Raw genomic sequence first — 22807 nt, forward strand, 5'->3', positions numbered from 1 at the left:
GCCGGTTTGCACATATGCAAAAGGATTACAGCGGGTGCAAATTTTTGGGGTACATTCGCAAACGTGGACATGAGAAATGACCGACCGAATTGAAAGGCTAGAGGCACAAGTGAACGCGCTGGCGCAGGGCTGGTTACGCCTTGCCGCGATACTTGAGGTTGAGGGGTTGGTAACGCCTGGTCGGATTGACCGAGCGCTGCGACCCGTCCAGTGGCCGGGGCAACCGATTGAGGCCGAGGCAACAAGAACGCTTGCATGGCTGTGCGATCAGTTGGCCGAAGCGCGTGACGCCCGCCGGGCTTCCGCTGGAGGATGACCATCACGCGGCCATCGCTGGGGCTGGTTTGAGGCCGAGCTTTACGGCGATCTCATGTGCCTTGCCATAGTTGGCTTTGGCTTGACCATTGAGTACGCGGTAAACCTCGTTACGGGTGTAGCCGTTTTCGGTAGCCCATTCGGTGATGGTTTTGCCGCGTTGGCGAAAGTTTTCTTTCACCTGGTCGGCGGTTAGGGCTTTGGCATGGGTGGCCATGGTGGTGGCTCCTGTGATGCAAAGATGATTGCTGTTTGTTTGATTTATATTGGTGGGATATATACACCGTGTCAACTGATTTGGTGGAACATTTACACCTTCGCTTGCGCGAAGAAATTGACCGGTGCGGCCTTTCGCTGGCCGCAGCGTCCCGTGCTGCCGGCGAAACAAGCCCGCAGCGTTTGAAAGAAGTGGTTTCGGGCCGGCAAAAATGTCCGGCCGACCTTGTGGCGAAGTTGTTGGTTATCGGCGTGGACGCGCAGTACGTCTTGGTAGGCGAACGCTTGCAAGCCGCGAAGCCACAATTGGCGCCAGATGAGGAAATGCTGCTGGACGGATACCGCGCACTAGATGCGGCCAGTAAAAAACGAATGCTTGCTGGCATGATTTTGGGCGAGCCAGGCGGCGCCTTGGGGGCACAGGCGTCAACAACGACAACAGTAACTGGCTCAGGTAACCGTGTAGCGGGAAGGGATTTTCATACGAAGGAATGAGGTGGGGAGATGCAGATAGACGGACATAACAACAGGGTCGCAGGACGCGATTACTACGAAAAAGCAACGCTGAAGCTGACACCGGAACAGCTTGCGCAACTGTCGATTAAACCGTGTGTGAGCTGCGAAACGCGATTTGTCCCGGCGGGTACGAGTACCTGCAATCACTGCCGCCGCGAAGCTATAGCGCAAGAAAATCATAACAAGCTGTCCATCTTCACGTTCGCTGTAATGGTGATTTGGGGACTGCTCTTAACTCAAGCGAACAAAAATGGGGTGCATGTAACTCCTTCATATTTGTTCCAGCTTGGTCTGGCGTCGGCTGCTATCGTTGCTGCGACGGTAGTCTTCTGTTCGCTTATTAGGGCAATCTGGATTGACGCCGGTGATGACATAATCAAAGCGCTTGGCCAATCTTTAATCCGTCTATTCAAGTTGTAACGAAGCAAATTTCGGCTGTTTTTACGCCGCCAACATAAAAAATCAGACACGGCTTATCCATCGAGCGGTATAGCTAGGGGCGTTTAGAATGAAGCAAAACAATAATGACAAAAGCCGAGAACGCGGCGGAAATGACAAACACCGGGTGACTAATGACCAAAGTAACAAAGGGGGCGATATTCATCGCAAGCCTGGTTTTCCGAACGTAGTGGACACCGTCGCCCCGCCCTCGAAAGATCCAGGTAGCGGAGGCGGAAAAGGTGGACGAAGCTGAACTTCAAAGACGCTGGGAAGGACTGCTTTTCGCGGTACGTAGATCCTCACGCTACCATCAGCGCAGGCGCGGATTTTTTGATCGACTTGACCGTACCTCCAATGTCGCATCGATGGTATTTGGATCGGCAGCGTTCGTTGGGGTGCTACAAGGTGATGATTTGAAAAAACTCGCACTTTGGGCGTCTGCCGGGCTTGCTGTCCTCGCCGCTGTAAATCTGGTTATGGGGAGCGCTGTGCGCGCCCGTGACCACAGCGATTTCATGCGTAAATATAATGAGCTTGAACAGAGAATGCTTCAGCCCGCGTCTGAAGAACTTTTGCTTTCCATTACAGCTGACAGACTGAGCATTGAAGCGAATGAGCCTCCTGTATTGCGCGTCCTTGATTGCATCTGCCACAACGACCAACTGCGAGCCGAGGGTGGCGATGCAGGGGAATACGTGACCATCGGGCCTCTACAGCGTCTATTTTCTCCGTTTTTTGACTTCTGCGATGGATCGCTTAAAAAAGTAAAAGATGAGGTCAATACCTGAGCTGAGTTCTCTTTAAACTCGATTAAAAGCCCTCCTGTACCACGCCGCCCATGATGGCGGCGTGTGTATTTCTGGCGCCCGAAAACAGCGGCGCCGCTACAGGAGGCGTCCATGCGACCCGAAAATCCTCGCGGAATCCGCAACTTCAATCCTGGCAACATTCGCCACGCCAAAGGCGTGCGTTGGCAAGGCATGGCCGCCTCTCAAGGCGAAAGCGAATTCGTCCAGTTCACCGCCCCGCGTTGGGGTATTCGTGCAATTGCCCGTGTGCTGATTACTTATCAGGACAAACGCCTCGCCAAAGATGGCAGCCGGATAGATTCCGTGCGCGAGATCATTGAACGCTGGGCACCGCCCACCGAAAACAACACCGAAGCTTACGTCTTGACCGTGGCCCGCGCCGTAGGGTTTGACCCGGACTTCGAAGGCGTTGACGTCTACGACTTTGACGTCATGCGCACCCTGGTCAAGTCCATCATTCGGCATGAAAACGGCCCCGGCCCATTGCCAGGCGGCCAATGGTACGGCGACTCGATTATCGCGGATGGGCTGACGCTGGCGGGCATCGAACGCGGCGCCACTCACGGCCGAACCGCAGGGCTAGCATCATGAGGCTCATTTGCGGTTGGCGCCGCTGCTACAAGCTCTACAGCGTCCAGCTCGGGTTGCTGATTGCCTTCTTTGGCCTCGCGCAACTGGAGCTGTTGCCGATGTGGCAGGCACAGCTTTCGCCCAAGGCATATGCGGCACTGAACAGCGGCTTGGCGCTGGTGCTGTTCATTGCCCGCCTGATCAAGCAAGGCCCGGATCAGGAGGCGCTCAAATGAGGCTAAACCTGTTTGGGCGCGCCTTGGGCGCGCTACTTGCCGGCTTGTTTTGTAGCCATACCTGGGCCGCCACTTATCACTCCCTCGGAACTTGGGGCGGCCCGCAAATCATCCCTTTTAGCCGCCGTGGTAAGACCGGCATCGCCGCCGCGAAACGCCGCGCCCGGAAGTCTCGCAACCGCCGGAGACAGCACCATGGGCGCGCTTGATCAGATTGTCTGGCCGCGCTCGGCCCGGATTATCGCCATTGTCTTCGCCTGCCTGTTGAGCGCACTCGCGGGCGGCGGCGCCACAGCTGGCTTTGCCTTCAGCTACGCAAAAGCGCTGGGGGAAACAGATCTGGCGAACCTCAAAACCGAACAAGCGCAACAGGCCACAAAAGCGGCGAATGAAAGCCGACTGTTGCTGCTTCAGCAGGTCGCACGCGTCAACGAGGCCGAAGCGCTTATGTACGCAACTATCGACCAACTCGCTGAAGAAAAACGCCAACTGCAGGAGCGGATTCCCCATGTCACGACCCAATACATTCCGGCGCCTGGCGCTGCGGCTAAGCCCGTTCCTCATTGCGTATTCACTGCTGGCTGGTTGCGCGACTACAACGCCGCCCTCGGCGTGCCCGCCCCAAGATCCGGCGCCGCTGACCCCGCGTCTGAAAAAACGGCCCGGCCCGCCCCCGGCACTGACGCCGAACTACTGGAAAGCGGCGTCACTCCGGCAGACATCCTTGCCCACGCACAGGACTACGGCGAGTGGGCGCGTACCAATCTCGCCCAGCTCAATGAGCTGCTCGATTTACGAGAAAAGGACTGACGCCATATGGCTGTAGGCGACGTTTCGGAAGACGACAGCGAAGAGGCAGTAAGGCGCGTACGGCAAGGCGAGATGTTTATCCGCTCAGGCGTTTCGGCCTACCGCTGTGAAACCTGCGGCGATGCGATCCCCGAGGATCGGCGCCAGAACGAACCGGGCACGGAACACTGCGCCGATTGTATCGACGCACTGAAACACTCAACACGGCGGGGCTTTCGATGAACATGAATGAAATGAACTTCGGTTTCCAGACCGTGCAGTGGCTGATCCTGACGGTACTCGGCATTTACACCTGGCTCACCAAACGCCAAGCGGCGAGCGCTCAAGAACTGCTGGAGCTGCGCACCCGGATCGTTGCGCTTGAAGAGCACGTGCGGCACCTCCCTGACCAAACCGCCGTGACTGATTTGCTGGGCGATATGAAGGCGGTACGCGCCGAACTGTCGGGGGTCAAGGATGCGCTTGGCCCTTTAGCCCGTTCGCTGGATCGGATCAATGACTACCTGCTGCGAGAAAAGACATGACCCCATATTCCGACTTTCTGCGCCAAGACATGCGGCTGGTGATCCTGCGATTGTTGGTGGAAATGCCCGGCTACCGGGCCAACAGCTCGGTGCTGAACACGGCCCTCGATAACTTCGGCCATACCGCGAGCCGAGACCAGGTGAAAACCGAACTGCAATGGCTGGCTGAGCAAGGCGCCCTCAGCATTTCCGACGTCGGCCCGGTGCTGGTGGCAACCCTTACCGAGCGCGGGCAGGACATTGCCGCAGGCCGCGCCCGCGTTCCAGGCATCAAACGGCCGGGGGCCTGATCATGGCGGGCAAATCCTCGATCAACCGCCTGCCGCCGATGGTCAAGGCGTACATCCAGAAGTTATTGCGTGATGACCGCATGACGCTGGACGACATGCTAGCCGATATCCGCGCACGGTTCCCCAATGAGAAAGCGCCGAGCCGCAGCGCCTTGGGCCGCTTCAAGGTGGGCTTCGATGAACTGACCGAAAAGGCCCGTCAGCAGCGTGAGATGGCCGAGGCATTTGTGGGCGCGTTCGGCGAGGACTCTTCGGACAAGACCGGCGCGCTGTTGGTCGAAGCCATCTCGACGCTGACCTATCAGGCGGCCATGGGCGCGCATGAAAAAGATGAGGTCACCATTGCCGAAGTGTCGGCGCTCGCCCGCGCCGCCAAGGCCACCATGGAGGCGCGAACAATGAGCGTGAAGGAGCGCCAAACCATCGAGCGCGCCGCACGCGAACGCCTGCTCCGTGAGCAAGAGGCCGAACTGGATAGCGCCGTGAAGTCCAAGGGCATGACCGAAGACCAGGCCATGTTCTGGCGCCAGAAATTCCTGGGCGTGAAGCAATGAAACCCTCAGCCAGCACACTGCGCGTTGTCGAATGGGACGAGCTTCCGCCAAGCGTTCAACAGATCCCTGAAGGCTACAATCCGGTTGCCGAAGGGATTCTGATGGCGCACCAGGTGGACTGGCTGCGCATACAAGCACAGATCAAACTTTGCGAAAAAGGCCGCCGTACGGGCATCACCTTTGCTGAGGCATTGGACTCCGTGATTACCGCAGCTTCGCAAAAGTCTGCGGGCGGCATGGACTGTTTCTACATAGGCGACACCAAGGAAAAAGGCCTGGAGTTCATCGGCTACTGCGCCAAGTTCAGCCGCGTGATGGCCGAGGCTCAGGCGTCCGGCGTCAGTGAGATTGAAGAGTTCCTGTTCGATGACCAGGACGAAACCGGCAACACCCGCCAAATCAACGCGTACCGCATCCGCTACGCCTCCGGCTTCAAGATCGTTGCGCTGTCCAGTAACCCGGCCGGTGTGCGCGGTTTGCAGGGCAAGGTGATCATCGACGAGGCCGCGTTTCACCGGGACGTTTCCGCCGTTCTTGACGCCGCCACGGCGCTCCTGATCTGGGGCGGCCGCATCGTCATCATCAGTACCCACAATGGCAAGGGCAATGCGTTCAACCAGATGGTCAACGACATCCGGGACAAACGCTACGGCGACAGCGCCGAAGTCTACCGGGCTACCTTTGACGACGCCGTGGCCAATGGCTTGTTTGAGCGGGTCTGTTTCATGGCCGGCAAAAAAGCTACCGCTGAGGACAAAGAGGCCTGGTACAAGAAGATCCGCAACGCCTACGGCCCGCGCAAAGCTCAAATGCGCGAAGAACTGGACGCCATTCCCCGCGACGGCAACGGCGTATGCATCCCCGGCGTGTGGATCGACGAGGCCATGCGCCCCGGCCGAATCGTTCTGCGCCTGGCGCTGCCAGACGACTTTACCCAGCAGCCCGTTCACCGCCGCGATGCCTATGTTGAGGACTGGATAGAGCGGAATCTGGCGCCGCAGGTGGGCCAACTCGCGCCAGATCTGCGCCATTACCTGGGCATGGATTACGCCCGCCACCGTGACTTCTCTATCGCCTGCCCGATGTCGGTCGACGAGTCGCGCCACCGGGACGTGCCCTTTGTCATTGAGATGCACCGCGTGCCCGCCCGCCAGCAGAAGCTGGTGCTGTTCTACACCTTGCGCCGTCTGCCTCGTTTCAGCGGCGCGGCGCTCGACGCTTCGGGCAACGGCGAAACACTCGCCGAGGAGACCGCCGACGAATTCGGCCAGAACCTCATCAAGCAGGTGAAAATCAGCCGGGCCTGGTATGGCGCATGGATGCCGAAATTTGTCGGGCTGTTTGAAGACAGCACCATCACCTTGCCCCAGGACGACAACCTGCACCAGGACGTGCGCGCCATCGAGACGGTGGATGGCATCCCGATGATTGTTAAGGCCCGTTCACAAGACCTCAAAGACCCGGATCTCTACCGCCACGGCGACTTCGCGGGGGCCGGCGCGCTGGCCAACTTCGCCACGCTGGAAGTCACCTCCGGCCCGGTGTCGGTCAAATCACGCCGCCCCCGTCAGGGCAGGCGCATTACTCAGGGGTTCGCATGAACAAGAAAGGTTTGTGGGTCAGCCCCACCGAATTCGTAAGCTTTGCCGACGCGAAGCGCAGCTCTACGCTCGATCAACATATCGCCACCCGTGGGCGCTCCAGCGCAAGCGGTTCCAGCGGCGTCAATCTGCCCAACCCTGACCCGATCCTCAAAGCACAGGGCAAAGACATTACGGTCTACCGTGATCTCCGCAGCTCGGCACTGGTCGGCGGCAACGTCCGACGCCGCAAGGCCTCCGTACTGTCACTGGAACGCGGCCTCAAGCGTGCCGATGCGCCGACCAAAGTGGAGCGCTTTATTCGCGATTGGCTCACCGACCTCGACCTTGACCGCATCATTCGCGAGCTGCTCGATGCGCCGCTGTTCGGTTATCAACCGGTTGAACTGATGTGGAAACCGGTGGGCATGAATCTGGTACCGGAAGACCTGCTCGGCAAACCGGCCGAATGGTTCTTTTATGACAAGGACAATGAACTGCGCTTTCGCTCCAAGGAAGCGGGCCAAGACGGCGAGCTTTGCGACCCGCAGCGTTTCATTGTTGCCCGGCAGGACGCTACCTACGCCAACCCTTATGGTTTCCCAGATCTGAGCATGTGCTTTTGGCCGGCGACCTTCATGAAAGGCGGCCTGAAGTTTTGGGTTCAATTCACCGAGAAATACGGCAGCCCTTGGGTCATCGGAAAACACCCACGCGGCGCCGCCGACAGCGAAACTGATTTGCTGCTCGATAGCCTTGAGGCCATGGTGCAAGACGCCGTGGCAGCGATCCCGGATGATTCCAGCGTGCAAATCATTGAAGCCGCCGGCAAAGCCGGCAGCGCCGAGGTCTATCGCGAACTGCTGGAATACTGCCGGAGCGAAATCAACGTCGCCATGCTCGGGCAAAACCAAACCACCGAAAAAGACAGCAACCGCGCCAGCGCTACGGCCGGCGCCGAAGTCACCAAAGACATTCGCGACGGCGATGCCGGCATCGTTGCCGCCTCACTGAATGCGTGCATTCGTTTGGTCGTCGACCTCAACTTCGGCTCCGACGTGGCGGCGCCGTTGTACGAGTTGTGGGAACAGGAAGAAATCGACAAGACGCTGGCTCAGCGCGACAAGGCGCTGACGGATTCCGGCGTGAAGTTCACCGATGCGTATTGGAAGCGCACCTACAACCTGCAGGACGGCGATCTCGTCTCGGCGGCGACCACCGTCGATTCGCCAGAGTTCGCCGAGTCGACCGTGCGGCCGCTGCTGGATCAGATTGCACTCGACCAGGCTATCGACAGTCTGCCCGCAGAAGCGCTGCAACAACAGGCCGAGCAGGCCGTTGCCCCATTCATCGAAGCCCTGCAACGCGCCCGCGATGACTCGGAGGCGCTCGGCCTGTTGGCCGAAACGTTCCCACAGATGGACGCGGAGACCCTCCAGCAACAGCTCACGAACCTGTTGTTCATCGCCGATACCTGGGGCCGGCTGAGCGCCAGCGCCGACCGGGAGGATTGACATGGCTGCCTCGGACAAGCGCCTCAGCCCGACCGACCTCAAAGCCATTTTTGGCCTTGAACCCGCGAAGGCAATTGCTTACCTCAAATTCAAGGGCTACGCGATTACCTGGAACTGGCAGGACATGCTCGACCAGGCGCACGACCAAGCCTTCACCGTCGCCAAGGCTATGCGCCTCGATCTGCTGTCCGACATTCGGGCGGCGCTGGAAACCGCGCTACAGGACGGCCAGACGCTCAAGCAGTTCATCACGAATATGCAGCCGACACTGGAATCTCAGGGCTGGTGGGGGCAACAGGTCATTGTCGATAGCGAAGGCGTTGGCGAGCTGGTGCAACTGGGCAGCCCGCGCCGGCTCAAGACGATCTACCAGACCAACCTGCAAAGCGCCTACATGGCCGGCCGCAAGGCGGAGATGGAACAAACTACCGAGACGCACCCGTACTGGATGTACGTGGCCATCCTCGACGGAAAGACCCGACCAAGTCACCGGGCGCTGCACGGCCAAGTGTTCCGCCATGATGACCCGATCTGGTCGGCGATCTTCCCGCCCAATGGGTTCAACTGCCGTTGCCGCGTGGTTGCATTGACCGAGTCGGCCGTCAAACGTCGAGGTCTTTCAGTGGTTTCGAGCGCCGGCCGGTCATTCACCGAAACCGTCGAAACCGGCACGGACAAGCGTACTGGCGAAATCAGAACGACCACGGTTACAGGTTTGCGAACCACCGATGCCGAAGGCCGGGCCATTACCTTCCGCACCGATCCGGGCTTCAACCACGCGCCAGGCACTGGGCTAGCCGAGGCGTTGAAACGCAAAGAAGCGGCCGCTTAGGAGGCGCACTATGTTCACCGTTGAACTGGATCACCGGCGCCTGCAGGACGCATTGCGCAAAGTCGAGTGGGCGGTCGGGGATCTCGCGCCATTGATGCGCAGTACCGCCGCTGAGCTGCTGAGTCAGACCGAAGAAAACTTTGAAAATGAAGGCCGACCTGACTGGGCCGATTTATCGGATGTCACCACCGAGCGCCGGGAAAAGAGCGGTAACTGGCCCGGTCAGATCCTGCAGGTCAGTTCGGCGGGTTTGGCTGCGTCTGTGACCAGCGCTGCAACCGACAGCTCCGCGCTGGTCGGCAGCAACAAACCCTACGCGGCAATGATGCACTTCGGCGGTGACAAATCAGAATTCCCGCATTTGTGGGGAGACATCCCGAGCCGGCCGTTCTTGCCGATGGACGCCGAGGGCGTCATTCAGCCTGAAGCCGAGGACGCAATCCTTGAGCTGGCTCTGCGTCATCTGCAAAAAGCCGCACGCCTGTAGCCCCCTTCAGAGGGGCTATCGAGCCGTTACTGCTATGGTGCACTGATTCCTGCAATAGAAAATCGCCATAAACGCTTTATAAAGCCTTCAGCTATCAAAAACGGCGTGGGCTTGACCCAGCTTCAATAGTCTCGTTCAAAAAAATCGTAGATATCACTTTCAAGCTGGCCATCGATCACCTTTGAGTCTTTCGTTTTGACCATGACTTGTTCGATGCTGTGAACCATCAATGACTCGGGCACAAACTCAATCCCTGGGACTGCAGGCGTACTTTCTAGGGAGTACCAACCGTTTTCGTCAGCAACTGGCGGAAGTGGCTCAGTCGAAATGACCTGAGAGAAGAACACAATGTTTTTGCCTCCCTCATGTTTGTCTTGAGCAGACGCAAAGATGACGCCTTCGATAGGTGGCTCGTGCTGGGTAGCGAGATACTCGGCAATTACTTGGGTTTGAAGATACTCATGCTCCTGATCGGGCACGACTGGGTGGCTGATGATGTTGTGAAAGCTTTTCAGAAACTGCCGCCGTTCTACTTTTCGACGGTAGTCGGGGTCAAAGTAACTCAGGATTTTTCGGTCGTAAGCAACTTCCAACGCGGTGAAGTCGAGCACCCGTATCTTTCTGGTAAGCCTGAATTGCCCACTGATGACTTTGCCCCCGACCGGAGGTCTGAGTTCAGCAATACACGTTCTACGTTCGAAGGCTCCATAGAACACCGGCACTCCGGCCGGACTCATACGACCTGCAGGCGCTAGTTCTTTTGGTGGCGCAGCTAATTGGCCGCTGGGGTTGGCCAAAATAACCGCACTGTGGTCTTTCGGCGGAGTGCAGTCGCGCGCGCGGTAGATCGGCTTACAGTCAGCAGGATCCAGCATCCGAACAACACCCGGACCGAAGCCAGCCACATGATAAGAGTCGATCCCCTCAAACAACCATTCCAAGAACTCTTTTGCTTTGTGATTAAAGAAGCGGCTTTTATGCATGAGTCCGTTTCGGAACTCGATCCAGCTTTCCTGCACCTCAAAGGGAAGATGTTTTTTTCTCGTATAGGCTTCCGCGTCAAAGAAACCCTCATCACCTGGTGACTGATTTACCAGTCTCTCCAAGACATACTCGATGATTGGGTCGTCGTCATCTTCGGCCCGAAGGATCTCACCAATGAAATAGCTCAGTGGGTCACCCTGTTGCTCGGTGTGGCTGATGCGATCCCTGTCCATGTCCCAAATATCTACTAGGTCACCGATCTCAACTGTATCCACCAGAATCTGGGCTATCCCACTGACTAATATGTCCAGCTCGATCGATGGATTTTCCTTTCCGCAGTTCAGGCACTCGGCTCTTGCCCCTGACTTCAATATCCTGTCCCTGAGAAAGTCATCATGTATGCACACGCCGCAGATCGGTTCGAGTATCTCGTCCATTTCAACTCCCAATAGCCCCATTGTGTTGATCAAAAGCGTAGCGGGATGATCTTACCCGCGAACTGTTGAACCAAGGCGCGATTTACCCCAATACACTCTTTAAACTCGATTAAAAGTCCTGGGCCGCCCATTGGCCCAGGCTGTGCGCATCACCTCCACGCAGCGCACAGCCATGAAACCACTGCACATCTTCAAGCCCGGCAGTCACACCGCCATGAACGGCGCCCGAATCGACTTTAGCGAGTCCGATTTGGCCGCCACTGTCAGCGCGTATGACCCGGCCTTGCACGAAGCCCCGATGGTCATCGGGCACCCGAAGCACGACGCCCCAGCGGCCGGTTGGGTCAAGTCGCTGACCGCTACAGCCAGTGGTCTGGTCGCCGAACCACAGCAGGTAGACCCCGCGTTTGCCGAGCTGGTGGACAAGGGGCGCTTCAAGAAAATTTCCGCCTCGTTCTATCACCCCGATGCCGCCAACAACCCGGTTCCGGGCGTGTACTACCTGCGCCACGTCGGCTTCCTCGGCGCCCAGCCGCCGGCCGTGAAAGGCCTGCGCCCGATTGAACTGGCCGATGGCGAAGAAGGCGTCGTCGAGTTCGGCGACTACGGCCACGAACTCAATTCAGACATGTGGCGCCGGTTCCGCGAGTGGCTCATCGGTAAGTTCGACAAAGAAACCGCCGACCAGGTGGCCCCGTCGTGGGCCATCGACAGTCTCTCCGAAATCGCCCGACAGCCTGAGCCGGGCAATCAACCCGCTTTCTCTGAACCGTCCCGATCCACCGAGGTAACCAGCATGTCCGACAAAGACCCCGCCGCCCTTGAGGCAGAGAACAAACGCCTGAAAGCCGACATCGCCAAGCGCGACAAGGCCGCCCGTACCGCCGCGCAAGAAGCCATCCACGGGGCCAACGTCGCGTTCGCCGAGAAACTGGTGGCCGCTGGCATGAAGCCGGTACACGCCCCGGCCGTGATTGCGGCGCTGGATTACGCCGATTCCAGCGAAACCCCGCTGGAGTTCGGCGAAGAGGACGCCCGTGAGCCGTTGGCTGACGGCTTGAAGGCGATCTTCGCTGACCTGGCCGGCGGCGTGAGCTTTGCCGAAATCGCCACCAAGCAGCGCGCCGGCAAGACCGTACCCGAAACCACCAACCCACTGCTGGCCGACGCCGAAGCCCGCAACAAACGATAGGAGGCCCCATGGCCACGTTTAACCAACCGAAAGATCCGGGTGACTTGTTGCTGGTTGAAGTCTGCCCCGGCTGGACGAAGGACAAGGTCACGCTGCTGGGCGGAGTGCATTACGCATTCGGCCAGGTGCTAGCGAAAGTTTCCGGCAAGTACCAGGTGGTCGACCTCGCCGGGACCGGCGCGGCCAAAAAATCGGCGGCGGTTTTGATTGAAGCCGTGGACGCAACTGCCGGCGACCAGCCGGGCGTGGTGGTCTCTCGCGGCGCCGTTCTCGATCTTGCCGAACTGACTTGGCCGGAAGGGATTACGGAAGCGCAGAAGGCCACCGCCCTCGACGAACTCACCGCCCTGGGCATCGTCGCCCGTGCGGCCCTCTGATCTGGAGTACTCCATGAATCTGCAAGACATGTTCAGCGTTGCCAACCTCACCGCCGCCGTGAACAAGCTCCCCGCAATTCCCGGCAAAGTCGGCGCGATGGGGCTGTTCGACGAAAAAGGCGTGACCAGCACCAGTGTGGTTATTGATGAGCGCGAAGGTCGCCTGGTACTTGTGCCAAACACCTCCCGCAATGACGATCCGGCGCCGATGAAGGGCAGCAAACGCAAACGCCGCACCTTCGAAACGCTGCACCTGCCGCTCAACCGGCCGATCCTTCCTAGCCAATTGCAAGGCGTTGCAGCCTTCGGCCAGGAAGACGCGACGGCGCCCGTGGCAACCGTGATCAACGACAACCTGCAGGAGTTGAAAAACAGCATCGAGGCTACCCGTGAATTCCAGCGGGTGGGCGCGCTTCGCGGCAAGTTGCTGGACGCGGACGGCGAAGTCATCAGCGACCTTTTCAAAGAATTCGAAGTCAGCCAGAAAAAAATCACCGTGGCGCTGAGCAATGCCGGCACCAACGTGCGCAAGGCCTGCCTCGACGCCAAGCGCTTTGCTGAATCCAAACTCGGCGGCGTGATGGTCACGGGCTTCCGCGCCCTATGCGGGCCGGATTGGTTCGACGCGATGATCGACCATGAAAAGGTCAAAGCCGCATTTGCCAACTACCAAGAGGCGCAGGATCGCCTCGGCGGCGACGTACGCTCGGGCTTCACCTTCGGCGGCATCGAATTCATCGAATACGACGTCACCGTCAGCGGCCAGCGATTCATCCCGGCCGACATCGCCCAGGTGTTCCCGGTGGCCCGTGGCGTGTTCCGCATGTTCAACGCCCCGGCGAACTACAACGAAACCGTCAACACCATCGGCCAGCCGTTCTACAGCAAGGCCGAGGAGCGCAAATTGGGCAAAGGCTGGGATGTGGAAGCCCAGGCGAACCCGTTGGCCATGTGCCTGTTTCCTGAGGCCTTGGTAGAGCTGAAGGCGGGTTAATCAATGCGCTACTGCACCCGCGCCGATATCGGCAACGCCATCCCGGAGATGACGCTGATTCAGCTCTCCAACGATGACCCGGCCGCGATGTCGCCAAACGAGAACGTGATCGAGGACGGCGTGCGGCAGGCGGAAGAGCTGGTGGATGGCTACCTTCGGGGCCGTTACAACCTGCCGCTCGATCCGGTGCCGACCGTGCTGCGGGATGCGGTGGTGTATCTGGCGCGGCATTGGCTCTATCAGCGCCGCCCCGAGGGCGCGTTGCCGGATGCGGTTAAGGACAGCCGCAAGGACACCATCAAGCTGTTGGAAAGCATACGCGATGGCGTGGTGACGCTGGGCATGCCCACCGGCCACGCCGCCCCGGAGCCGGGCGAAATCCGCGTCCGGGTGCGCAAGCAGCGGTTCGATGCGGACACCTGGGAGCGCTACTGATGAGCGAGGCGCCGACCAAAACCCAAACCGAGCAGTTGATGGAGGCGATGCTGGAGCGTCTGCGGGGCGCCTTCAGCGAAGAGCTGATGGTCGAGCTGTTTCCCGAAAGTCCGCTCCAGTACCGACTTAACCATCCGCGAGGGGCGATTTTGCTGGCTTACGGCAGATCAACCTTTGCCGGTTCAGAAAGTACGGATGCCGTGTTTCAGGCCCGAAGCATGACGCTCCGGCTGACGTTGGTGTTCCGCCAACTCAACGGCAAGGACGGCGTTGTTTCGTATCTCGACCGCATCCGAACCTGCCTCACCGGATGGCGCGCCCCGCACTGCGACCAAGCGTGCCGCCCGGTTTTCGAACACTTCATCGGCCACATGAACGGCGTTTGGCAGTACGCCCAAGACTTCGCCACGCGCGCCACCCAGCTGCAGTTGATGGCCCCGGAAACCGGGCCGCTTTTGACCGAATCCCGATTTGAGGAAATGCAATGAACCTGACCCGTTACCTCTACAAAGGCCCTCAGAGCGCCGCCTCTCTGCGGGTTGGCGAACAGCGAGAGTTGCTGGAAGTGCAATTGTCGCCGGGCAAACCCGTCAAGTTGCCGGCCGACCACGAATACACCCAGGTGCTGCTGGAACTTCAGCATCTGGAACCGCTTGCGCCTGAAGCCAAAGCCGCCGCCAAGGTTTCGCCCGCGCCTCAGAAAGTCGAGAAGGAGTAACGCCCGATGGCCGCTAACTATCTACACGGTATCGAGACGCTGGAAGTCGAGCGCGGCCCGCGCCCGATCAAGGTGGTCAAATCCGCCGTCATCGCCTTGGTCGGCACCGCGCCCACCGGGGCAGTCAATCAACTGATCCAGTCTCTGAACGAAATCGACGGCGCTCAGTTCGGCCCGCACCTCGCCGGCTTCAGCATCCCGGAAGCGCTCGAAGGCATTTACGACTTCGGCGCCGGGACGGTGCTGGTCGTGAACGTCCTCGATCCCGCAATCCACCGCACCAGCGTTGCCGGACAGGAGCGCTCATTCAACGACAACGACCTCCTGCAGCTGGAGCACGGCGCGCTCCAGACGTTGACCCTCAAATCTCCCGAGGGCACCAACACCTACGTCAACGGCACCGATTACTCGGTCGATATGCTGACCGGCCGGGCGAAGCGCTTGCCCACCGGCACCATCCCCGTCAACGGCCCGGTCAAAGCCGATTACGCCTACGCCGATCCGAGCAAAGTCACGCCGGCCGACATCATCGGCGGCGTCACCGTCGCCGGCAAACGAACAGGCCTGAAGGCCTTCCAGGACAGTTACAACTTGCTGGGATACTTCGGGAAGATTTTTATCGCGCCCGGCTACAGCACCCTGAACTCGGTAAGCGTTGAATTGATCGCGGCCGCGACCCAAGTCGGCGGGGTGGCCTACATCGACGCTCCAATCGGAACCACAGTTCAGCAGGTCATCGCGGGGCGCGGGCCGGCCGGCGATATCAACTTCAACACCAGCAGCGACCGGGTGCGTTTGTGCTACCCACACGTAAAGGTCTATGACGCGCCGACTGATGGCGTCCGCCTGCAACCATTGTCGATTCGCGCCGCCGGCTTGCGCGCCAAGATCGATAACGACAAGGGCTATTGGTGGAGCAGCTCCAACCAGGAGCTGACCGGCGTCATTGGTTTGGAGCGCTCGCTCAGCGCCCGGATCGATGACGCATCGAGCGACGTCAACCTGCTGAACGAAAACGGCATCACCACCGTATTCAACTCATTCGGCACCGGGCTGCGCCTGTGGGGCAACCGGACGGCAGCCTGGCCGACCGTGACCCACATGCGCAACTTCGAAAACGTGCGGCGTACCAAGGACGTTATCGACGAATCGATCCGCTACAGCTCGCTTCAATTCGTCGACCAGCCCGTGACTACTTCGCTGATTACCAGCATCACCGAAAGCGTCAATCTGCTGATCCGCAAGTTGATCGGCGACGAGGCACTGCTCGGCGGCGAGTGCTGGTACGACCCGGCTCGCAACCCGCAAACCGAGTTGGAACTGGGCCATGTGCTTTTCAGCTACAAGCTGGGCATTCCGCTGCCGTTTGAACGCGGCACATTTGAAACCGAAATCACCGGGGAATACCTGGTCAACCTGGGGGCACAGTAATGGCCGGCTTCAGCGCTCACCGCATTTCCAACGCCAACGTTTACCTCGACGGCGCCAGCTTTTTCGGGAAGCTGGAAGAAGTCGACCTCGGCTCCATCAAAACCGTGACCAGCGACTTTCAGGGGCTTGGGATGGTCGGCTTGATCGAGCTGCCGGACGGCATCGATAAGCTGGAGGGCAAGTTCGTCTGGAACAGCCTGTACTACGAAGCGGCCAGCAAACTGGTTACACCATTCAAAAGCGTTCAGTTGCAATGCCGCAACAACGTCCAAGTGTTCAACAGCGCCGGCCTCGTCGAGGAGTTGCCGCTGGTCACTACGATGACCATTACCGGCAAGGAGTACCAACTGGGGGGCCACAAGCCGCGAGATCCGACCAAGTATGAAACGCCGTTCTCGGCAACCTACGTGCGTCAGGTTCTGAACGGGCAGGAGATTGTCCTGCTGGATTGGTTGGCCAACATCTTCAAGGTTGGCGGGCAGGATCAATTGTTGAAATATAGGCAAAACATCGGGCAGGCTTAGCGCCGAGTGAAGGGCAGTCAGCATTACAGTTGACTGCCCTTTTTTTTAGCTGGCGAGTGCGTTAGGCACTGAACCGTAAAGTTTGAGAGTCTGCAAGGTAGCAACGTAACTGCTATTTTCGCCCCTGATGAAGTTCTCCTTCACAAGCCAAACAAGCACGCTTTCTAGCATTTCCTCATCGGGGCTTGGGTTGTACCAACCTTCTCGATATTCCCCTTGTGGGAGGTCAAAAGTCGCTGCATTAATCTCTGTCGATACTGGGCAGGTATTCACCAAAAGCTGCAAAACTCTGCCGACCAGACCATTAAACTGCTCTTTGTTGTCACTCATGCTGACCTGCTCCTTGGGAAAAAATACATCGTTGAAGGGAGATGGTAGGTCAACTTCCCTGAACGCGCAGTCTCTTTAAAGTCGATTAAAAGCCAGCGCTGCGGCCGGGTGCGATGCTCAGGGCTCTTTTAGAGCAACCTATTCTGGAGCAACGCACATGGCCGATTTTCTGAGTCTCCCCCTCAAATTTCCCTTCACCTCCGCAGCGGGCACGCATCTCGCGTCGTTGCCTATCAAACGCCTCAAGCGCAAAGACCTTACCGCTGCGCACAGCTACTCGCCCAAAGACGAAGGCGCACAGGAAGATTTTCTTTTCGCGAAGATGACCGGTTTGACTATCGAAGACCTGGGCGATCTGGACGTTTCCGATTCGAAAACACTGTCAGCGGTGTTTCGGGAAATGGTGGACGGCGGAGACATCGCTGCAGTCTTGGGACGCGGCGATGTTACTGATTCTGAGAATGCAGCCGTCGGAGATTCGCCGGCTGTCGATGGATGAGTATTGGATTTGGGTTGACGTGTGTCAGCAGGAAATCAACCGGCGGATCGAACTCGCCGATAGATTGAACGGCCAATGATTGCGGCCAGACCCGCCACCAACCCTGCCAACCAAGCGCCGCCCGCTGCGACAGGGGCGGCTACCGAAGCCAGCAATGGCAACCCGATGCAGAACACGACGACCGCAGCCCACAACGGCAGGTGAGCCAGGCAAAGCCAGGCGAGACCAATCACACCGGCGCCGATGGCCAGTGCATACAGAAAATTGGCGGTGCGTAGAGCGGCTTTTTCAAACATGCCCATAGCGTAGCAAACTTTATGGCTAACGAAGTACTGGTTGGACTAAAGATCGGCGCCGTCGTTTCCGGCAGCCTCAGCGCCGCTTTCGGCTCGGCTAAATCGACCGTACAGCAGCTCGGCCGCGCTACTGACGGCCTCACCGCAAAGCAAAAACTCATCGGCACCGAACTCTCCGCCGCCCTCGCAAGGGGCGGTACGGGCGTTGAGCGGCTACGCCGGCAATACGACCTGGTGGGTCGTTCAATCGACCAACTGAAGGTCAAGCAAGACCGCCTTACCGCGAGCATTGCGCGTGGCGAAACACTCAAAAACAAACGCGGCGAACTGCGCGGGCAGGCGTTGGAAGTGGCCGGTACAGGCGCGGCGCTTGGCGCCCCCATTGTGCAGTCGATGCGCACGGCTATCGAGTTCCAAGACCAGACCCGCGATATCGCCATCACTGGCGGCTTCGATGAGGCGCAGGAGAAAGGCCTCAGCGATGTCATGCGCGGGGCCGCGCTGAGGTGGAACCAGACTCAATCCGACGTGGCCAAGGGCACCGCCGTGTTAATTGCCGGCGGTATTTCAAACGTCAAGGAGCTGGAAGCCTATGCCCCCGTAATGGCCAAAACGGCGACTGCAACGCGGGCAAGTATGAACGATCTCGGGTCGGTGGCCATCGCGCTCAATGACAACCTCGGCATCGGCGCAGCCGGACTCGAGCGCTCCATGAACATGCTGGCGTTTGCCGGCAAAAGCGGCCAGTTCGAACTTGCGGACATGGCCAAATGGCTGCCCCAACTGACGCCACAGTTTGCCGCGCTGGGCATCACGGGCGAGCGCGCCGTCGCCGAAATCGGCGCCTCCCTGCAGATCGCCCGCCGTGGCGCGGGCACCAACGACGAGGCGGCCAACAACTTCAAGAACTTCCTTTCCAAACTCACCGCGCCCGAAACGATCAAGGCGTTTGAGAAGGCCGGCATCGATCTAAAAGGCAGCATGAAGAACCTGGTCAGCGAGGGGCTTTCTCCCGCCGAAGCCATGATCAAGATTCTGACCAAACATCTGGGCACCAAGGGCCCGGCCGCTGCCGCCGCCTATAGCAAAGCGCTGGACATCAAGGATCAGAAAGAACGCGAGACGGCACTCAGCCGGCTCGATGAGGCCTACAAGCTCGGCGAGCTGTTTGCCGACCAGCAGGTGTTGTCTTTCGTGCGCCCGGCGCTGGCAAATCAGAAGGATCTCGGCGGCATCAAGGACGGCAGCAAGGATGCGGCCGATAAAGGCGTGCTCGATCAAGACTGGGCAAAGCGTATGGGCAGCTCGAAAGAACAGCTCAAGGAACTGCGCAACAACCTGGCCGACATCGGCATTTCAGTTGGCAACGCGTTATTGCCGGCCATCGTGGACGTTAGCCGCGCTGTCGTTCCGCTGATGCGTTCGTTTTCTACTTGGGCGGGCGAAAACCCCGAGTTGATCAAGGGCGTCGTTGGACTTGTCGGCGGCTTGCTCGTTGGCAAGATGGCATTTATCGGCGTGGCCTATGGGGCCAACCTGGTGCTGTCGCCATTCGTGGCCATGAAAACCGCCATGACAGCGTTGTCGTCCAAGTGGACGCTTTTACAGGCCGCGTGGCACGGCGGAAAATTCGCCCCGCTGATCAACGGCCTCAGCAAAGGCGCACAAGGAATGCGCGCCGCAGGACGAGCCGCCAGTTGGTTAGGCCGTGCGGTGCTGAACGATCTGCGCTCGGGACTCGGCGCTGTCGCCCGTGGCGCCAGTTGGCTTGGCCGGGCGGCCCTGAACGATCTTCGCTCGGCGCTTAGCGCAGCCGGCCGTGGCGCTGCATGGTTGGCGCGTGGCAGCATGATGCTGGGCAAGGCATTAGGTGGCCAACTCCTTACCGGCTTACGCCTTGTCGGTCAGGCCGTGCTGTGGATCGGCCGAGCGCTGCTGATGAACCCAATCGGGCTGGCCATCACCGGCATCGCGGTCGCGGCCTTCCTGATCTACCGCTACTGGGGGCCGATCAAGACCTTTGTGAGCGGCTTGTGGGCCGAGATCAAAGAGGGTTTCAGCGGCGGAATATCCGGCATTGCACAAACGCTGCTCAATTTCTCCCCGGTGGGACTGTTCTACCGGGCGTTCGCCGCCGTGATGAATTACTTCGGTTTTGAGTTACCCGGCAAATTTTCCGAGTTCGGCGGGATGATCGTGACCGGCCTGGTCAATGGCATTACCAACATGGCCGGCGCGCTGAGGGAAAGCGTGTTGGGCATCGGCTCGTCCATTCAGGGCTGGTTCACGGAGAAACTTGGCATCCAGTCGCCTAGCCGGGTGTTCATCGGGTACGGCGCAAATATCAGCGAAGGCGCCGCCATTGGCATCAGCTCGCAGGCGGGCCTTGTTCGGGAAGCCGCGCTTGGCATGGCCGGACAGACCGGCGTTGACATGGCCCCGCCAAATCCAATGGATGTTTCCAGAGCCGGGATGATGGCGCCCGTTGGCGCCGGCCAATTGGGCGGCGGCCCCGGCGGTGCCGGCGGGCAAATGCATTTTACATTCTCCCCTCAGATCAACGTTCCGGCAGGCGCCGGCATGGATCAAATCAATCAGGGTTTGCAGGCCAGTTACGCCGAGTGGATGCGAATGATGGAGCGCTTTGTACGAGATAAGCGCCGCCTGAGTTACGGCGCTTCAGATGAGGTAACCGCTTAATGTTTGCCATCTTGGGGGACATCGAATTCACCGTTGCCGGCGGCATCACTGGCATGGAACAGAGCGGGTCTGCCGATTGGGCCGAACATGCCCGCATCCAAGGTAAGCCGCTGCTGGAATGGATTGGCGAAGGGCTGGATGGATGCAACCTGACGATTGAGCTGCACCCGCTTCTGGGAGACCCCGAGGCGCGCCTGCAGGCTTTGCGCCTTGCCAAAAGCAAGCACGAACCCTTGGCCTTTGTCATGGGCAGCGGCGAATACCTTGGCCCCTACGTCATCTGCAACATGGGTAAGACGACGCGCCGCGCAACGGGCGTCGGCCAAGTACAGGCCGCCACGGTTCAGCTCAACCTCAAGGAATACACCGGCGCCTTCACCCGCAAGGTTGCCCGGCCTGGGCTACTCGATCCCGCCGTAACCGGCACCGCCGCAGCCGGCGCTGGAACACCGGGGCTGCTCTCGCGCTTGATGCCGTCGCCCAGTACGACGCAGATGGTGCTGGGCCACGCCAAAACCGCCGGCAACATTTTGAAGGCCGGGCAGAACCTCTACGAAACCGTCAAAAGCGGAAACCCCTCAATGATCCTTGGCCAAGTGCCCCAATTGCTCGGCGTCACGGCGCGAGCCATCGAGCCGCTGCAGGGACTGAAAGACATGGCCGGCTTGCTGAAAGACGGCGCCGATCTATCACGGCTCGGCGAAGATGTGCTGGGCGGAGTTATGGGCGCCAGATCGAGCCTCAACCCGGTCGACCTGGGTAACATCGTCGAGCGTTTCTCTGCCTCCAAAGATTCGCTCGATCAAGCATTCACGAAGATGAGCGGCGCCAGCGCCCGGCTTTCGGGCTTGGCGGCGCAAGTACTCACCCGGAGGGCATGATGTTCATTCCGCACACTACGACCGAGGGGCAGCGCTGGGATCAGTTGGCGTGGCATTACTACGGCGATGCGCACCGATACATTCCAATCATTGAGGCGAACCCTCACATTCCGATCACCGCTGAGTTACCCGCCGGTCTGACCTTGGCGATTCCGGTTCTTGAACCGATACCTTCTGCAGAGGATCTGCCGCCATGGATGCGATAAGTCCCTCTCAGGTGCCCGAGGCGCGTTTCGTCCTCAGTTACCAGCAGAGCAACATCACCCGCAATGTCAGCGTGCATCTGCTGTCGCTGACCTACACGGACTTCCTCACCGGCCAGGCTGACAGCCTTTCGGTCGAACTGGAGGACTCCGAGGGCAAATGGCGTGACGCCTGGTACCCCGGCCACGGCGATTCTCTGAGCCTGGCCATCGGCTGGGAGGGCCAGCCGCTGCGGACAGTCGGCCGATTTGAAATTGACCGGGTGGAACTCAATGGCCCGCCGTTCACGGTGACCATAGAAGGCCTGGCCACGGGCATCAAAGCCTCCCTGCGAACAACGGAACACCGGGCTTACGAGAACACAACGCTGGACGCCGTTGCCAAGCAAATCGCCGTACGCCAAGGGCTGGAGCTGGTGGGCAGCATCGAGCCGATCAAGCTCGACCGGCTGACCCAGCAAAACTCCGATCTGGAGTTTCTGCGCGATCTTGCCGGGGAATACGACTACGCCTTCAAGGTGACCGGTTCGCGCCTGGTCTTCCACGCAATCAGTGAACTCGCCAAGGCCGCGCCGGTTGCCAGCTTTGCCCTCGGAGATCTGAGCCGCATAAGTCTGCAGGATCAAATCAAAGACATCCCGCAGGCCGTAGAGGTCAAGCACAAAGACCCGAAGAAAAAGAAACTGGTCGCTTACAAAATGGAGAACGGGGAAACAGTTGCCGTGCCCAGCAGTGTGGGTAAAAGCACGACCAGCGGCGATACAAAAAAGAGCCGCAAACGCAGCGCGTCCGAGGATGAAGCCAAAGCGAAGGCCAAGGCTGAAATTGCCAAGGCGAACCGTGAGAGGACAACCGGAAGTTGGTCATCAATGGGCCGGCCCAACCTCTTCAGCGGGAGCGTCGTTACCTTGGTCGCGGCCGGCATGTTGGGCGGCAATTACCTCATTAACTCGTCGCAGCACCGAATGACCAGGAGCGGCGGCTATACCGTGGAACCGTCAACCTGCCGCGTTTCGGCGCCCTCAATCGGGCTGACGGCCGACAAGATCAAGCCGGATCTGGCGCTTTCGACTTACGGCATTCAAAACGAAACAGTGGCTTGACCATGGGGA

Annotated in this window: 31 protein-coding genes; 27 read left to right on the forward strand and 4 right to left on the reverse strand. The window is 59.3% G+C overall.

Features of this window, described 5'->3' with window-relative positions:
- Nucleotides 1-319: 319 nt before the first annotated feature.
- A complete protein-coding gene (locus AC3WMV_RS15550) occupies nt 320-532 on the reverse strand; it encodes a DNA-binding protein (protein ID WP_103367909.1) in 213 nt (70 codons plus the stop codon).
- Nucleotides 533-567: 35 nt separating this feature from the next.
- Here AC3WMV_RS15550 and AC3WMV_RS15555 point away from each other — a divergent pair, with 35 nt between their 5' ends.
- From AC3WMV_RS15555 to AC3WMV_RS15620, 14 genes are all read left to right on the forward strand, one after another.
- The gene (locus tag AC3WMV_RS15555; protein ID WP_103367910.1) at nt 568-1026 is read left to right on the forward strand and encodes a hypothetical protein; all 459 of its coding nucleotides are present in this window, start codon (nt 568-570) and stop codon (nt 1024-1026) included.
- A 9-nt stretch (nt 1027-1035) separates the two neighbouring features.
- Complete coding sequence (locus tag AC3WMV_RS15560; RefSeq protein ID WP_103367911.1) at nt 1036-1467, forward strand: hypothetical protein; 432 nt, start codon at nt 1036-1038, stop codon at nt 1465-1467.
- A gap of 260 nt (nt 1468-1727) precedes the next feature.
- The gene (locus AC3WMV_RS15565; RefSeq protein WP_103367912.1) at nt 1728-2276 is read left to right on the forward strand and encodes a hypothetical protein; all 549 of its coding nucleotides are present in this window, start codon (nt 1728-1730) and stop codon (nt 2274-2276) included.
- Between the two features lie 111 nt (nt 2277-2387).
- Nucleotides 2388-2888: a structural protein gene (locus AC3WMV_RS15570; protein ID WP_103367913.1), complete on the forward strand. Its 501-nt coding sequence runs from the start codon at nt 2388-2390 to the stop codon at nt 2886-2888.
- Nucleotides 2885-3103: a DUF7940 domain-containing protein gene (locus tag AC3WMV_RS15575; RefSeq protein WP_103367914.1), complete on the forward strand. Its 219-nt coding sequence runs from the start codon at nt 2885-2887 to the stop codon at nt 3101-3103. The genes AC3WMV_RS15570 and AC3WMV_RS15575 overlap by 4 nt, the downstream gene beginning before the upstream one ends.
- A 195-nt stretch (nt 3104-3298) precedes the next feature.
- Entirely contained in the window at nt 3299-3913 is a 615-nt protein-coding gene (locus AC3WMV_RS15580; protein ID WP_103367916.1) for an SAM-dependent methyltransferase, read from the forward strand.
- A 72-nt stretch (nt 3914-3985) separates the two neighbouring features.
- Nucleotides 3986-4135 carry a TraR/DksA C4-type zinc finger protein gene (locus AC3WMV_RS15585; protein WP_238547109.1) on the forward strand — a complete coding sequence of 50 codons (150 nt, stop codon included), beginning with the start codon at nt 3986-3988 and terminating at the stop codon, nt 4133-4135.
- The gene (locus tag AC3WMV_RS15590) at nt 4132-4437 is read left to right on the forward strand and encodes a DUF2730 family protein (RefSeq protein WP_007969405.1); all 306 of its coding nucleotides are present in this window, start codon (nt 4132-4134) and stop codon (nt 4435-4437) included. The genes AC3WMV_RS15585 and AC3WMV_RS15590 overlap by 4 nt, the downstream gene beginning before the upstream one ends.
- On the forward strand, nt 4434-4727 hold the full coding sequence (locus AC3WMV_RS15595; protein WP_034155734.1) for a VpaChn25_0724 family phage protein: 294 nt from the start codon (nt 4434-4436) through the stop codon (nt 4725-4727). Before AC3WMV_RS15590 ends, AC3WMV_RS15595 begins: the two co-directional genes overlap by 4 nt.
- A gap of 2 nt (nt 4728-4729) precedes the next feature.
- Nucleotides 4730-5281 (forward strand): phage protein Gp27 family protein, encoded by a 552-nt coding sequence (locus tag AC3WMV_RS15600; RefSeq protein ID WP_103367917.1) that lies wholly within the window; start codon nt 4730-4732, stop codon nt 5279-5281.
- On the forward strand, nt 5278-6882 hold the full coding sequence (locus tag AC3WMV_RS15605; RefSeq protein ID WP_103367918.1) for a hypothetical protein: 1605 nt from the start codon (nt 5278-5280) through the stop codon (nt 6880-6882). The genes AC3WMV_RS15600 and AC3WMV_RS15605 overlap by 4 nt, the downstream gene beginning before the upstream one ends.
- Nucleotides 6879-8375 carry a DUF935 domain-containing protein gene (locus AC3WMV_RS15610; protein ID WP_103367919.1) on the forward strand — a complete coding sequence of 499 codons (1497 nt, stop codon included), beginning with the start codon at nt 6879-6881 and terminating at the stop codon, nt 8373-8375. Before AC3WMV_RS15605 ends, AC3WMV_RS15610 begins: the two co-directional genes overlap by 4 nt.
- 1 nt (nt 8376) lies before the next feature.
- Nucleotides 8377-9207 (forward strand): phage head morphogenesis protein, encoded by an 831-nt coding sequence (locus AC3WMV_RS15615; protein ID WP_103367920.1) that lies wholly within the window; start codon nt 8377-8379, stop codon nt 9205-9207.
- A 10-nt stretch (nt 9208-9217) separates the two neighbouring features.
- Complete coding sequence (locus tag AC3WMV_RS15620; RefSeq protein WP_103367921.1) at nt 9218-9694, forward strand: phage virion morphogenesis protein; 477 nt, start codon at nt 9218-9220, stop codon at nt 9692-9694.
- 122 nt (nt 9695-9816) lie between these two features.
- Here AC3WMV_RS15620 and AC3WMV_RS15625 read toward each other — a convergent pair whose 3' ends face one another.
- The gene (locus tag AC3WMV_RS15625; protein WP_103367947.1) at nt 9817-11115 is read right to left on the reverse strand and encodes an RES family NAD+ phosphorylase; all 1299 of its coding nucleotides are present in this window, start codon (nt 11113-11115) and stop codon (nt 9817-9819) included.
- Between the two features lie 172 nt (nt 11116-11287).
- Here AC3WMV_RS15625 and AC3WMV_RS15630 point away from each other — a divergent pair, with 172 nt between their 5' ends.
- From AC3WMV_RS15630 to AC3WMV_RS15665, 8 genes are read left to right on the forward strand one after another with little or no spacing between them, the layout of a single operon-like run.
- Nucleotides 11288-12307: a phage protease gene (locus AC3WMV_RS15630; protein ID WP_103367922.1), complete on the forward strand. Its 1020-nt coding sequence runs from the start codon at nt 11288-11290 to the stop codon at nt 12305-12307.
- A gap of 8 nt (nt 12308-12315) precedes the next feature.
- On the forward strand, nt 12316-12684 hold the full coding sequence (locus AC3WMV_RS15635; RefSeq protein WP_103367923.1) for a head decoration protein: 369 nt from the start codon (nt 12316-12318) through the stop codon (nt 12682-12684).
- Nucleotides 12685-12697: 13 nt separating this feature from the next.
- A complete protein-coding gene (locus tag AC3WMV_RS15640) occupies nt 12698-13678 on the forward strand; it encodes a major capsid protein (protein ID WP_103367924.1) in 981 nt (326 codons plus the stop codon).
- A 3-nt stretch (nt 13679-13681) separates the two neighbouring features.
- Nucleotides 13682-14113, forward strand: a complete 432-nt coding sequence (locus tag AC3WMV_RS15645) for a gp436 family protein (RefSeq protein ID WP_103367925.1) — start codon at nt 13682-13684, stop codon at nt 14111-14113.
- On the forward strand, nt 14113-14601 hold the full coding sequence (locus tag AC3WMV_RS15650) for a Gp37 family protein (RefSeq protein WP_103367926.1): 489 nt from the start codon (nt 14113-14115) through the stop codon (nt 14599-14601). The genes AC3WMV_RS15645 and AC3WMV_RS15650 overlap by 1 nt, the downstream gene beginning before the upstream one ends.
- The gene (locus AC3WMV_RS15655; protein ID WP_103367927.1) at nt 14598-14831 is read left to right on the forward strand and encodes a hypothetical protein; all 234 of its coding nucleotides are present in this window, start codon (nt 14598-14600) and stop codon (nt 14829-14831) included. The genes AC3WMV_RS15650 and AC3WMV_RS15655 overlap by 4 nt, the downstream gene beginning before the upstream one ends.
- Nucleotides 14832-14837: 6 nt before the next feature.
- On the forward strand, nt 14838-16262 hold the full coding sequence (locus tag AC3WMV_RS15660; protein ID WP_103367928.1) for a phage tail sheath subtilisin-like domain-containing protein: 1425 nt from the start codon (nt 14838-14840) through the stop codon (nt 16260-16262).
- On the forward strand, nt 16262-16786 hold the full coding sequence (locus AC3WMV_RS15665; protein ID WP_103367929.1) for a phage major tail tube protein: 525 nt from the start codon (nt 16262-16264) through the stop codon (nt 16784-16786). Before AC3WMV_RS15660 ends, AC3WMV_RS15665 begins: the two co-directional genes overlap by 1 nt.
- A gap of 45 nt (nt 16787-16831) precedes the next feature.
- Here the strand turns inward: AC3WMV_RS15665 and AC3WMV_RS15670 are convergent, their stop codons facing one another.
- Nucleotides 16832-17116, reverse strand: a complete 285-nt coding sequence (locus tag AC3WMV_RS15670; RefSeq protein WP_103367930.1) for a hypothetical protein — start codon at nt 17114-17116, stop codon at nt 16832-16834.
- Nucleotides 17117-17273: 157 nt separating this feature from the next.
- Between AC3WMV_RS15670 and AC3WMV_RS15675 the strand changes: the two genes are divergently transcribed.
- Nucleotides 17274-17615: a phage tail assembly protein gene (locus tag AC3WMV_RS15675; RefSeq protein ID WP_103367931.1), complete on the forward strand. Its 342-nt coding sequence runs from the start codon at nt 17274-17276 to the stop codon at nt 17613-17615.
- Nucleotides 17616-17650: 35 nt separating this feature from the next.
- On the opposite strand, the gene AC3WMV_RS15680 is transcribed toward AC3WMV_RS15675, so the two are convergent.
- The gene (locus AC3WMV_RS15680) at nt 17651-17917 is read right to left on the reverse strand and encodes a hypothetical protein (RefSeq protein WP_103367932.1); all 267 of its coding nucleotides are present in this window, start codon (nt 17915-17917) and stop codon (nt 17651-17653) included.
- Nucleotides 17918-17932: 15 nt separating this feature from the next.
- Between AC3WMV_RS15680 and AC3WMV_RS15685 the strand changes: the two genes are divergently transcribed.
- The 4 genes from AC3WMV_RS15685 to AC3WMV_RS15700 are packed head-to-tail and all read left to right on the forward strand — an operon-like array spanning nt 17933 to nt 22798.
- Nucleotides 17933-20611: a phage tail tape measure protein gene (locus AC3WMV_RS15685; protein ID WP_103367933.1), complete on the forward strand. Its 2679-nt coding sequence runs from the start codon at nt 17933-17935 to the stop codon at nt 20609-20611.
- Nucleotides 20611-21492 (forward strand): phage tail protein, encoded by an 882-nt coding sequence (locus AC3WMV_RS15690; protein ID WP_103367934.1) that lies wholly within the window; start codon nt 20611-20613, stop codon nt 21490-21492. Before AC3WMV_RS15685 ends, AC3WMV_RS15690 begins: the two co-directional genes overlap by 1 nt.
- A complete protein-coding gene (locus AC3WMV_RS15695; protein ID WP_103367935.1) occupies nt 21492-21698 on the forward strand; it encodes a tail protein X in 207 nt (68 codons plus the stop codon). Before AC3WMV_RS15690 ends, AC3WMV_RS15695 begins: the two co-directional genes overlap by 1 nt.
- The gene (locus AC3WMV_RS15700; RefSeq protein WP_103367936.1) at nt 21686-22798 is read left to right on the forward strand and encodes a phage late control D family protein; all 1113 of its coding nucleotides are present in this window, start codon (nt 21686-21688) and stop codon (nt 22796-22798) included. Before AC3WMV_RS15695 ends, AC3WMV_RS15700 begins: the two co-directional genes overlap by 13 nt.
- Nucleotides 22799-22807 lie beyond the last annotated feature (9 nt).

Source organism: Pseudomonas sp. FW305-3-2-15-E-TSA4 (assembly GCF_058787295.1).